The following is a 12,075-nucleotide window of genomic DNA, read 5'->3' on the forward strand; positions in this document are numbered from 1 at the left end:
CCCCACTGAGGATAAATAACGGATTCCATTGACCAGCAGCTGAATAAAGCTGAGACGAGTATTAGACGGGAAATTTCTGGATACATGGCGGTCACTCCCGAGGAAGCGCGGTGAATCCGAGTGTCTGAAACCCGTAAGTGAGGATATGCTCGATCCTGTAATCCCGTGCCTGCAGACCGATCACGTGGTCGGTGAGGGAGATCGCTTGGTCGTCGTATTGGTGAAACTGTTCGACCGCCCGTTCGGCGAGCGACGGCTCGACGTTGAGCACGCGGAACCTGTCGGTTTCGAGTAGTCGATCGACGACATCGTGAGCGACTCGAGTCCCGGCGTGTGAGAGGAGTAGGGACACGATCTCGTCGAGTACGTACTAACAGGTAGAGACAGACCCGCTCCGTGGGGCATTCTGATCGGAGGAATGCCCGGGTGTTGTAGCACCCGAGCGGGGCTGTCTTGTGGAAACCAACAGCCATGACGACCAACGCACTAGCGGACCTTGACGGTGACGCACCGACCGCCAAACGCGCCCAGTACGAAGCCTTCGAGCTCGATCTCGAAGCACCCAGCTTGCTCCGGGTGACGAACGGGAGCTACGGCGACGACGAAAAACACGAGCACACCTACCGCGTGAACATCGAGAACGGCGTTCCCACTACATGTGAGTGTCCCTCCAACACCTACCAGGATGGCGCCTGCAAACACCACGTTGCCGTCGCGATCCGCAAGCCCGTTCTCGAGGCGGCGACCGTGGACGGCTCCCAGGATCGCGTCGCCACCGACGGTGGGGAGCTCGTCGTCGCCAGCGACGAAGGGGCAGTCCTCGAGATTAAAGGCGGAACGGGTGAGGGTTCGGCCGTGTCTTTACCTTGTGCAATATTCGGCCATCCACTCAGAAAGATGTTGCACAAGGCAAGCGAAGCCGACGCCAGCCGGCAGTCGCATCCAACCCCGTTCTCAGGAGCCGAAACCGGTCACAATCACTGAGAGTCAATTGTGGACTCACTACGGTTATTTATCTTCTCAATGTGTGCTATCATGTTGCAGGGTTCGCGGTGATCATGGATTGGGGGTCTGCCCTGCATCGATTCGGTCGGGGTGGGATCTCGTGCCGCCCGCCCGGCCACTCTGCGCGCTTCGTGCATCTCACCATACCCATTCCCGTATTGTCCCTCGGGCCCTGATACACACTTGCACGACCGTCGCCTCTCAGCCATACATCGGTCGTGCTGCCTGTCTGTGGCATATCGAGACGGGCGGACCCTGTACCCCGCCCGTTTCGCTCACGACGGGTTTCAAGAGCACCGATGACCCTGCGATGCAATGTGGCGTGTGACGAACCTCATGACGAGGACGAAGTGGATCGTTGATCTTTGGGCGAGGATTTTATTTCTAAGATGACTGGAACTTCGATGAAGGCTACATCCTGTTAGCTGCGGTACTCGCCGTCGTAATCCTTCTTACACTCCGGCTTCCCGAATCGACAACTGGAACGGCCACTGGAGGGCACAGATGATTGAAAGCATCCGATAGGGATTATCTAGATCAGTCATACTGACCGCAATACGGGGTTCGTTTCGGGCGTTTTTCGTCTTTCGGCGCTTGCGCTCAGTATTGATCAACAACTGGTCCGCCTCCGCGTCGTAATCAATCCACACGGCTGTCGAGTGCAGTGCCTCGTCGGAGAGGATGGTCGTCACGTGAGCAAACGTCTACTTCTCAAATAAATCCTGGAAGTCGTCCGGAATCGATGCCATACCCCCATACACAAGACCTGCGCTGAGAAGTATGCCCCGCGTTCGCAACCACCTCGGAGAGGTGATCGATCACGTCCAACAAGATCTACCTAATCTCCTCTAAATTCGGCGCTTTGCATCTCCGCCCGGTGCCTCGCAGACGTCCACGAACCTTGTGCAACACTTTTTGGGGTTTTCAGCCACTAATGAGACACGCCGGACGGACCGATTGTCCACATTGAGGTTTCAACATTTGTAGGGGTAGTGCAGATCACATTTTCAATGAAAACCTCAATTTTTTGAAAATCGACCGATTGTTGCACAAGGTCAGAACGCCAGCGGCGGCTGCCTGCGGTCACGTCCGCATCTCATTAACAGGGACTTCAAAAGGTCCACAATCTCCGAAGGTCCGTCTCGGGCTCACTGCGGTTATTTATTGTCACCTCGTGTGTTCCCGAGGTGCAGGGTAACCATCTACCATGGGATTGGGGAACCGACCCTGCATGGACTCGACCCGGGCGGATCCTTCGTCCGCCCGGCCTGTCACTTCGCCGCGAGTGTCTCCGGCACCTATCTACTTATGCACTTCCGGGCCCTGATAGCCACTCGCACGGCCGTCGCTGATCAGCCATACACTGGTCGTGCTGCCTGTCAGAGGCACCTCGAGACGGGCGGATCCTGCACCCCGTCCGTTTCTCTCACAATGCCATTAGTCTCGGAGGTGAGCCCCTGAAGAAAAGCTGGTTCCCTATAGGACGATGTATTGGTGAGTTCTGAGTTCACGAAGACGAGACGAATCCGACGCTGGAACGCTCATCCATGGTGACCCGGTGGCTCTTGCCGGGTCGCGAAGAGCCTTTCGCGGGGGTAGCCGAGCGAAGAGAGTACGTAGTGTCACGTTATCCAAACCCGCTTCGACTCGTAATCCTCGCGATCGGTTTCGGGCTCGCCCGTCTCGATCTGATTGACCGTGAGCGCGCGGTTCGAACAACCGACCTCGCCTGGCCACGGATTGTTACCGGACTTGCCCGGATGTCAAAGAGCGCAATCGACGTCGCGATGGTCGGCGTCGCCGTCGGCACGTCGGCGGTTGCAGGTGTGGGTTTTGCGGGCCCGTTCTACGGGCTTGCGTTTGTCGTTGGCGGTGGCGTCGCCGGCGGGACAATCGCTTTAGTCTCTCAACGGTATGGTGCCGATGCCCGCGAGGAACTCGGGCTGGCGGTCAGATCGAGCGCGCTGCTCGTCGTGCTCATCAGCCTCCCGGTAACTGCGATCTTTTGGCTCTATCCCCACGAGTTGATCTCGCTGTTGAGTAGCAACGAGCGCGCAATCGAATTAGGAGCGCGGTATCTGGGGATCGTCGCGCTTGCGGTTCCCTTCGCCGGGTTGAACATCATGGGTGGGCGCGTCCTGATCGGTGCTGACGACGCCTACACCGCGATGCAGCTCCGAGCCGGTGGCGCTGTCTCAAACATCGTCTTGAACGCCGTGTTCATCTTCGGATTCGGCTGGGGAGTCGCTGGTGCCGCGTTGGGAACAGTCCTCTCGAACGTTGTCGTAACGGCCGCCTTCGCCGCCGGACTCTCGCGAGGGCGGTTTCCCGGGATCGGCGACTTCCCGGTTCGGATCGATCCGTTCGGGAGCTACGTTGACTCCGCTACACTAAGGGACTTGGTTGAGATCGGGGCACCGGTCGGCGCACGCAACCTCGTGTGGATCGCTGCCGAGTTCCCAATGCTTGGGATTCTCGACATCTTCGGTGAGACTACCGTCGCAGCGTTCGTCATCGCGCGGCGCATCTGGGGACTAATGAATACACCCGGCTGGGGTTTTGGCCTCGCAGCCTCAAGCCTTGTTGGTCAGCATCTCGGCGCTAACGAGGATGCAGTCGCGGAGGCCTACGGCAGGGAAATCATTCGGTTTGCGGTCGCGACATATCTCATCTCAGCCTTGATCGTCGCTGCTCTCGCACCCGAGATCGTCGGCTTATTCGCTGACGATCCGACTAGTCCCGAGGTCCCGATCGCGGTCAGTCTCGTCTACGCGGCCTGCGTCGCGGTTATCTTTCAGGGTGTTGCAGGCGCAGCGGCTGGCCCCCTTGATGCAAGCGGTGACACGCGAGTTCCGTTCGTCAGCCAGTTCATTGGGATGTTCGGTGGCTCGATTCCCCTTGCCTATCTCGGCGCGACGACCGACCTGGGCTACTGGGGGCTCTACCTCGCGTTCCTCGCAGAAACGACCGTCCCCGCGGCGATCAACTACCTTCGATTTCGGACCGGCAAATGGAAGGCAATCAGCGAGAGCTACCGGCCCGAGACAACCCCCGCCGACGATTAACAGCGTCTCCTGGTCCGAGCCGCTCCGACTCCCTTCTTCATGATAGTGGGCATCCGAATATTGAAGTACAAGCTCACTCACTGTGAGTCCGAAATACGATGAAAGGCGTCCTTCCAATCCTCTCCGCCCCATTTACCAAGTCTGGAAACATCGAGTACGACAGCGTCCGTACCCAGGTCGCCGCGTTAGCTGAGGGGGGCTGTGATGGCATCATTCTTTTTGGATTCGGGACGGAATTCTACAAACTGTCCGAGGAAGAGCGCCGCGAACTCACGCGTGTCTCCGTTGAGAGCGGTGAGGAACACGGGATTCCGATATACGCGTCGATCACCGACCAAGCGACGATCACGGCCGTCAAGTGGGCCAAGTGGTTCGCCGATGCGGGAGTAAAAGGGCTGATGGTGCTGCCACCCCACATGGCAGACCCGGATGAGGAAGCGCTATTGGAGCATCTCCAGCGAGTAGGCTCTGCGACGTCGTTACCGGTGATGGTCCAGTACGCACCCCAAAACGTGGGAGTTTCGATCAGTCCAGAGACGTTCGCACGGCTGAGCGACGAAGTACCCACGATCGAGTACTACAAAATCGAATCACAGCCGCCGGGACCGTACATCACTGCATTACTTGAAGCGACCGACGCAGAGGTAGATGTGTTAGTCGGGTCGGCAGGACAGAAGTATATTGAGGCCCTCGATCGGGGTGCGATTGGTGTCGTCCCCAGCGGAGGGATGCACGAGATATATGTCTCTATTCAAGACCGATACGAAGCTGGTGACCGCGAAGCGGCAATCGACGTCCATAACGCTCTGCTGCCTGTATTGAACCAGTTCGTCGGCGGCGAGTCGTTCGTTCACTTTGATAAGTGGATTCAGGCCGAGCGCGGTTTCATCTCTGAGGAGGGGGCCTACGTGCGCGAACCGACTAGCGAGCCTGATGACCACGTCGAATCGCTTTTCCGGGAACAGTACGCGCGTCTGCATGAGCGACTCAAGTCGCTAGAGGCGTAGCTTAAGCCACCCAATCGACGATCAACTGAGAACGTGGTCAGATGATGTTGACGCAGCACCCTCTGTCAAAATATTCATCATTATCGCTCTGATCTACCAGTGCACTATCTCCAAAACGCGGAGAGTAGATTGAAAGTCGAGCGGGCCGAGCTCCAGTCTCGTGAGGGCCCTAGTCTGTCCTGTGGGCGTTGATGTACTCCATATCAAGTTCGTATCCTATTCCAGACTCCTGTGGAACATGCACGTAGCCGTCGTCATCAAGGGGGTCCGGTATCGCCTCTAAGTACGGCGGCGGGGTTTCGTAGTCTATCGTGGGTGCGAGAAGTCCCCGCTCGTAATACGTACACGTGTCAGCACTCGTTGCCGCCAGAACCTGGAGGTTGGCGAACCCACTCATATGGATTTCACATCGCACGTTGTACGCTTCACAAATCGCGGCCATCTTGAGACAGCCGGTAATCCCGCCGCGTAACGCGTCTATCCGGACCCTGTCGGCTGCTTCCCGTGTGATCCAATCGGCCCGGGTGAAGATGCTTCCGTCGGCAATCTCTGGTGCGAGGATCGGGATGTCGAGTTCATCGGAGAGTTTTTCGTAAGAACTGACCTGGTACTCGTTCATTGGGTGTTCGTACCAGGCGAACCCCATCTCCTGTAGTTCTCGACCGACCTGCAATGCCTCCTCATAACTCCCGTACGTCCCCCACGGGTCATAGAGGAGATCCATTTCGTCGCCGACCCGTTCATTGACTCGCCGGCAGGCTTCGAGGTCGTGTTCGACGTGAGAGGGCCGGCTAGGAGCGGACCTCCCAGTCTTGGGATCCCATCCATAGTACGGGTGGATCTTGTACGCGGTGTATCCCTGCTGCTGGCACGCTTCCGCGTGGTCGGCGTAATCGGAGGGTGACCCCATATTGGGAAACGTACTCGCGTAGGCTCTGACCCGCTCCCGGCAGCCGCCGGCCAGCTTGTGGACAGGGGTGTCGAGAGCGCGGCCCTGTAGGTCCCACAGTGCGATGTCGATCACGCTGAGTGTGGTCTCGTCACGGTTGAACCCCCACATCCATCGCCAGAATTTCTCGCGGTCGAACGGGTTCTCGCCAACGAGTCGGGACTCGACGATTTGCTCTACCCGTTTCCGCTGTGTTGGGGAGAGCCCGTCGCGATCACCGTGGACGCCACCACCGAGGCAGTACCCGTCGACGCCTTCTTCCGTGCCGATCCGCGTCAGCGTTTGGGTCGTAGTCGCCGTGGTCGTCGACCCGCCACCCTCGAATTCTTCGCGCTCGAGTGTGAAGGGGATGACCTCCACCTCCGTAATTCTCATTGGGGCGCCCTCGACTCTTCTTCGTGGAACGAGCCGACGTTCAGAAATCGATAATTCACGCTATCGGGATTCGCAGTCTCCGACTTAAGTCTGCGGGCGCAAAGGATCCGTACGAGCGAACGCGATCGCTGGATACGAAGCGGTTCAGTGTCGTCTGAATACGCAACGATGACGATGACGGCCAATTTACAGCATGAACCAATCAAAAGCGGAGTTCCTGCCGATTGACATCCTCCCCATCCTGAAGGACGAGGATTCCTCGCGCTGGGGGTTCCTACGTAGGAACGTTCAAGACGGACGTCACAAGTGACGACGACGTTGAGGAACTGGTTGAGACCGCAACATCAGAATATGGTGGACTAGATATTGCGTTCAACAACGCCGGTATCGGGGGAACTTTCGAAGCGACCGAAGAGATCTCAGAAGAGAATTGGCACGTGAGCGTGTCATACAATGGTTCTCAATAGCTACCGTTCGAAGAGAATAATTTGAATGAAACCCCCAACTACCGAGATCAACGGAATCAGGCACGATGTGGAAGCCGTATAATCGCCGAGTAGAGGGTGTGAGACGAATTCTATGACATGCTATGGCAGATTCAATCAGCTTCGAAAACATAGACTCTCGGTCCATTATAGTTGTACTGATCAGTAAGCGTCCGATCTTCTCTAAGCGTCTCAACGAACGTTTTTTCATCTTCTCGGCCGGTGTTATCGACCACAAGGAAAATGCGGTCATACCCCTCTGTTTGTGCGATGATCTCATCAGGCGGCGTACTGGCCTGCATCGCCTGATAGCCCTCAGGACTTGACTTGAGATCAGCCGGTTCGATGCCTCGGTAGTAGTTCATCGGTTTGATAATGTATTTGTCGATGACGACTACGAGATCATCGCCTGTTCGCTCACCGTCAAGGTCAGTCGTCAATGTATCCCAGTACTCGCGAACGTCGTTCGTATAATACCCGTAGAGAGGAACTGAGAAGAGGCTCATAGCCAGGAGAAGTGAGAGAAGAGCAGGGAGCCATGAGAGGTCAACGAGGTTATCAATACCTCGAGCGACTATTATGAAGAGCCCAATAGAGGCAGCGGTCATATATCTCTCGTAATATATTGGAGTGGATATATGAGAGAGAACGAATGCAACGCCGATTGTAACGCCGATTAAGAGACAGAGGAGCAGTAGCCGATCGAACTCGCTCCACCGTAGCGATACCCGATCCAAGAGATTGTCACGGTCCCAATCTATACGTATGGTAGATAACAGACCCAGGCTGCCAAAGACGTAGAGAAGAGTCCTCCCCGAACTCTCACCTTGCTCGGAAATGAACCAACGGAAGGTCCGAGATATACGAGAAAGATCTGGAGGAGTAAGCCAGGTTGTCGCAGAACCCTCGAATATTCGGAGTATCAAGAGCGCGATCCAGGGACTGATCAGCACCGCAACGGTTGCGTGAGCAGTTACCCATCGTCGAAAGCCTGGATAGAACTCCGTTCGATTAGGGAAAAGAAATGCTACAGTCCAAAAGATTCCCTGAGCAGCGAGAACGAAAAGGCCATACACGTGTGTAAAACACATCAGCGCAGTCGTCACAGCATACCCTGCGAGTGTCAAATTATCCTGTTCACGCGAGAAGACGAGAAAAAAGTACAACGAGAGTGCGCCAAAGAAGGCAAGTTGGGCATACATCCGAGCTTCGTGAGCGTGGATAATATGGAATCGAGAGACGGCGAGAAGAGCAACTGCGATAAGGCCTGTCCGATGGCTGAAGAGCCGACGACCGAGGAGATACACGATCGGCAAGGTTCCGATAGAAAACAGTACTGACAGCGACCGAACTGCAGCTACCGATGTCCCGAACGCTGAAATCCAGAGGTCAAAGAACAGATAGTAGAGTGGTGGATGGGGGTCGCTTTGTGGGAGGTCTACTGCAATCTCCCAGAGAGACCTAGTAGCAACAAGCTCGATCGTGGATGCTTCATCAAGCCAGATCGGCTCGCCTGTTACATCGTATACCCGAAGTGCCGCTCCGATTATACAGACTCCGAGTAATTGAGCAAGGTCTTCTCTCGAGAAACGTTTCCTCTCTGCCTCAAATACCATGGGTTAGAATAACTGTGGTTCAAAACTCCTCTATACATATCGCTTGCCCTTGAGGGCGCCTCACGGATTATACACTGAACAGGCGCAATACCACGCCCTTCAGGGCGTGGATACGCGCCGTCAATTGATGCAACAATCCACCGCCTATTGCGTGGCCGGATATTCTATACTGGATCGGTGATATTATGTTCTCGTTGTCCATAACCAGTTATGGAGCCAGAAATCGATGCGGATCCACCGAACATTCGAGGCGTCGATCGCTAACCCACAGCAGGTAAGTGACGACCTCGGTCAACTTGGATGGGCTGCATCGAAACTCTGGAACGTCGGTCGCTACTACGCACACGAACAGTGGGACGAGACGGGCGAGATCCCCGATGACGGGGAACTCAAATCCGAGCTCAAAGGCCACGAACGCTATACGGATCTTCACTCTCAATCCAGTCAGCGCGTTCTCGAAGAACTCGCTGAAGCGTTCAACGGTTGGTTCGGAAAGCGTCGGAACGGCGAGAGCCGTGCCCGACCGCCCGGGTACCGCAAACGCGGCGATTCGCACCCACGTTCTACCGTGTCGTTCAAAGCGGCTGGCTTCAAGCATGATGCACAGTTCACCCGCGTTCGCCTCTCGAAAGGACGAAACCTGAAGGACCATCGCTCGGACTTCGTGCTGTGCGAGTACGGGCTACGTCCCGACGTAGACCTCTCCGAGTGGGACATTCAACAGGTCCGGGCCGTCCACAAGTACGATGAGTGGCGGCTTCACTTCGTCTGCCGGAAGTCGATTGATCCCGAACCACCCGGTGAGGAGACTGCCGGGATTGACCTCGATATCTCGAACGTCGCCGCGCTTTCGTTCGGCGGTGAGTCGATCCTCTTCCCCGGCAACGCACTGAAAGAGGACGAATACTACTTCGGACGAAAGAAGGCAAAATGTGCCGATAGCCGATCGAACGAGCGGCTTCGGCTGGATCGGAAGCGTACCGAACGTCGAACGCACTTCCTCCATACGCTCTCAAAACACATCGTTGCGGAGTGCGTCGAGAGAGGTGTCGGAACGATCGTCATAGGAGACCTCGGTGGTATCCGAGACGACGAGAACGGGGACTCCCGCAATTGGGGCAAACACGGCAACCTCGATCTTCACGGGTGGGCGTTCGACCGCTTCACGTCGATACTCGACTACAAGGCGGAAGTCGAGGGGATCGACGTGACGGTGGAGTCCGAACGCGATACCTCAAAGACGTGTTCCGCCTGTGGGACGAAAAACGGCGACCAGCGCGTCGAGCGCGGGTTGTATGTCTGTGGGGAGTGCGATACGGTGGCGAACGCGGACGTGAACGGTGCGGAGAACATTCGGCGAAAAGTAACTCCAAGTCCTTCACAGGATAGGAGTAACGGCTGGTTGGCACAGCCTTCAGTCCATCTGTTCGATTGGAGCGAGGGCCGTTTCGCCCCGCGAGAACAGGTCGTGGACTGTAAACCGTAATATCCCAACGGCGGTCGGGATTCCACGTCGTTTACGGCGTGGAGGATGTCAATGAGTAAGCTACTCCACCCTTCCGTGCTCGGGCCGACAGGATCCCTCAAGACGAAATCATACCTCTTCCCTCGCTTAGTTTTTCGTTGATCGAGTGGCCTTATACGTAAGGAACACCGCTGTGCCGAGCACTGCGGCATACCATAGCGTTCCCACGCGAATAATAATTGTTGCAGCCGCCGCGATGGCTTCGGGATAGCCGAACGTAACAAGCACGCCGACCATTGATGCTTCGGTCGCCGCAAGCCCTCCTGGAAGCATCGACACCGCACCGATAACCGATCCGAGGCCAAAGACGAACAAACCGATCACGACGGTGGCCTCAACGCCGAAACTTTCGAGTACTATCCAGAGCGCAACACCCTCGAATCCCCATGCCATGAGACTGAATAGCGTTGAGACGGCCAATGGCCGAAACTGGAAGAGGCGATACGCATTCTCGTAGAACTGCTCTAGCTCGGTCGCATACTCGCCAATGATCGGTGCTGATTCGAGCCGTCGGAAGATCGCCAGACACCCGCGTCGCCACTGGAGCAGACCGATCCCAGCCGCAATTATGCTGAGAATGACGAGAATCGGAAGGGACGAGCGGCTGTAGACGACCAATCCGAGTGCAGCCATTGCGCTGAGTGCAATAAGGTCCGTGATGCGTTCGGCACCGACGACCGAGGTTGTCTTGCTTGCGGGAACGCCTCGCTTGTCCCGGAGGAACCAAGCCTTCCACACCTCGCCGGCCTTTCCCGGCGTGATGACCATCATCAAGCCGCTGAAGAAGGTAATCATACTCGCACCGATTGGGACGGTCACGTCAAGATACCGAAGATAGTAGTGCCATTTAGCGAATCGAAACCCGTAACCGACTGTTGTCAGACCGAGAACAACTCCAAACGTCTCTGGATTCAGGGCGGCAAGGGCGCTCTTCACGTCGGACAGATCCGTGTAGGCGGCGAGCCCGAGAAAGACAATGACCGAGAGCAGTGCCGTCAGCCAGAGTCCATGATTGTGAATAATCTCTCGACCCCGACTGGCAACAGCGTTATCATTCGCCGTCATGGGAACCGCCCCGACGCGAGATTCGTGATGTGACTGGAAGCAGTACGGAACTGATGGAGTTTCGTCGCAACGTGGCCCGAGAGGTACCGCCCACGTCCTTCTGGTCGTGTACGTCCATCGCGCACGGCGTTCACAATTGATCCGTCGCCTTCGATCGTGGTGTACGCGCGCCCGACTTCTATCGGGAAGTGAGCGTCGCTCCCGCCGGTGGCCGGCAGGTCGTAGGCGGTTGCAAACGCCGCCGCGCGTTCGTTGAATCGTCGACGGATGCACCGGGAATTGACTGTCTCTACCCCATCGATGGCATCGGCTAGGGCTTTGAGATCCGTCTGATAGTACTGTCGCAGCGAGTCGAACGGGTGTGAAAGGACAGCTGCGCCACCCTGATCATGGACATGATCAACCACCGTCAATGGGTCAGCCTGCGGTGGTGGTTCCGCAATATCAAGCGCGAGGAGATGGCCTTCGGTCGTCGTTACTTCAACTGCAGAGATTACATCGAGGGCGTCCGGTGCAGCCTCTCGAACGGCCTTGACGTTAGCCACCGTGTCGTGATCGGTGATGGCGATTCCGTCGAGTCCGGCATCGACCGCCGCAGCGACGACTCGTTCGGGTGGCGTACTCGAGCAAGGCGAAGCGTTCGTGTGGACTTGAAGATCGAATCGGCGTATCATGGTGATCCCGGCGTGGAACGAAACAGAGCGGTCACGTGATCATCTCGATGAAATGGACCGGAACTTGATAAAGGACCGCGATAGCAAGGAGCCCCCAGATCGCGAGATTAGCGAGAAACGGAGGGTCACTGAAGAGGAACTTTGGATCACAGCCCATCTGAGAGGTATGAATAAGAAAATGGGTAGTTGGATAGCGACCTTCCGTCAGACCGATTTCGTAGCAGTCTCATGAGTGGTCTCTCAATGGTGAACCAACTGTGGCGCTGGGGATTGGCGGATCGCCGGAATCGATAGATTCCGCGATCCGTA

10 protein-coding genes and 1 pseudogene are annotated in these 12,075 nt (G+C 56.6%); 5 read left to right on the forward strand and 6 right to left on the reverse strand.

Going from position 1 to position 12,075, the window contains the following annotated elements:
- Window positions 1-91: 91 nt before the first annotated feature.
- Window positions 92-355 (reverse strand): type II toxin-antitoxin system VapC family toxin, encoded by a 264-nt coding sequence (locus LCF40_RS18865; RefSeq protein WP_343230312.1) that lies wholly within the window; start codon window positions 353-355, stop codon window positions 92-94.
- 116 nt (window positions 356-471) lie between these two features.
- Between LCF40_RS18865 and LCF40_RS18870 the strand changes: the two genes are divergently transcribed.
- Window positions 472-984, forward strand: coding sequence for an SWIM zinc finger family protein (locus LCF40_RS18870; protein ID WP_224829736.1), 513 nt, complete (start codon window positions 472-474; stop codon window positions 982-984).
- A gap of 527 nt (window positions 985-1,511) precedes the next feature.
- Here the strand turns inward: LCF40_RS18870 and LCF40_RS18875 are convergent.
- Window positions 1,512-1,697: pseudogene (locus tag LCF40_RS18875) on the reverse strand (pyridoxamine 5'-phosphate oxidase family protein); the annotation flags it as partial.
- A 927-nt stretch (window positions 1,698-2,624) separates the two neighbouring features.
- On the opposite strand from LCF40_RS18875, the gene LCF40_RS18880 reads away from it, so the two are divergent.
- Both LCF40_RS18880 and LCF40_RS18885 read left to right on the forward strand, forming a co-directional pair.
- A complete protein-coding gene (locus LCF40_RS18880; RefSeq protein ID WP_224829745.1) occupies window positions 2,625-4,070 on the forward strand; it encodes an MATE family efflux transporter in 1,446 nt (481 codons plus the stop codon).
- A gap of 98 nt (window positions 4,071-4,168) precedes the next feature.
- Window positions 4,169-5,077 (forward strand): dihydrodipicolinate synthase family protein, encoded by a 909-nt coding sequence (locus LCF40_RS18885; RefSeq protein WP_224829737.1) that lies wholly within the window; start codon window positions 4,169-4,171, stop codon window positions 5,075-5,077.
- A 169-nt stretch (window positions 5,078-5,246) separates the two neighbouring features.
- On the opposite strand, the gene LCF40_RS18890 is transcribed toward LCF40_RS18885, so the two are convergent.
- Complete coding sequence (locus LCF40_RS18890) at window positions 5,247-6,401, reverse strand: enolase C-terminal domain-like protein (protein WP_224829738.1); 1,155 nt, start codon at window positions 6,399-6,401, stop codon at window positions 5,247-5,249.
- A 254-nt stretch (window positions 6,402-6,655) separates the two neighbouring features.
- Between LCF40_RS18890 and LCF40_RS23330 the strand changes: the two genes are divergently transcribed.
- Window positions 6,656-6,868: an SDR family oxidoreductase gene (locus tag LCF40_RS23330; RefSeq protein ID WP_380682796.1), complete on the forward strand. Its 213-nt coding sequence runs from the start codon at window positions 6,656-6,658 to the stop codon at window positions 6,866-6,868.
- 131 nt (window positions 6,869-6,999) lie between these two features.
- Here the strand turns inward: LCF40_RS23330 and LCF40_RS18900 are convergent, their stop codons facing one another.
- A complete protein-coding gene (locus tag LCF40_RS18900; protein ID WP_224829739.1) occupies window positions 7,000-8,502 on the reverse strand; it encodes a glycosyltransferase family 39 protein in 1,503 nt (500 codons plus the stop codon).
- Window positions 8,503-8,728: 226 nt separating this feature from the next.
- Between LCF40_RS18900 and LCF40_RS18905 the strand changes: the two genes are divergently transcribed.
- Window positions 8,729-9,988, forward strand: a complete 1,260-nt coding sequence (locus tag LCF40_RS18905) for an RNA-guided endonuclease InsQ/TnpB family protein (RefSeq protein WP_224829740.1) — start codon at window positions 8,729-8,731, stop codon at window positions 9,986-9,988.
- Between the two features lie 126 nt (window positions 9,989-10,114).
- Here LCF40_RS18905 and LCF40_RS18910 read toward each other — a convergent pair whose 3' ends face one another.
- On the reverse strand, window positions 10,115-11,092 hold the full coding sequence (locus LCF40_RS18910; RefSeq protein WP_224829741.1) for a lysylphosphatidylglycerol synthase transmembrane domain-containing protein: 978 nt from the start codon (window positions 11,090-11,092) through the stop codon (window positions 10,115-10,117).
- Window positions 11,089-11,766, reverse strand: coding sequence for a PHP domain-containing protein (locus LCF40_RS18915; protein ID WP_224829742.1), 678 nt, complete (start codon window positions 11,764-11,766; stop codon window positions 11,089-11,091). The genes LCF40_RS18910 and LCF40_RS18915 overlap by 4 nt, the downstream gene beginning before the upstream one ends.
- Window positions 11,767-12,075 lie beyond the last annotated feature (309 nt).

Source organism: Saliphagus infecundisoli (assembly GCF_020177375.1).
GTDB classification, from domain to species: Archaea; Halobacteriota; Halobacteria; order Halobacteriales; family Natrialbaceae; genus Saliphagus; species Saliphagus infecundisoli.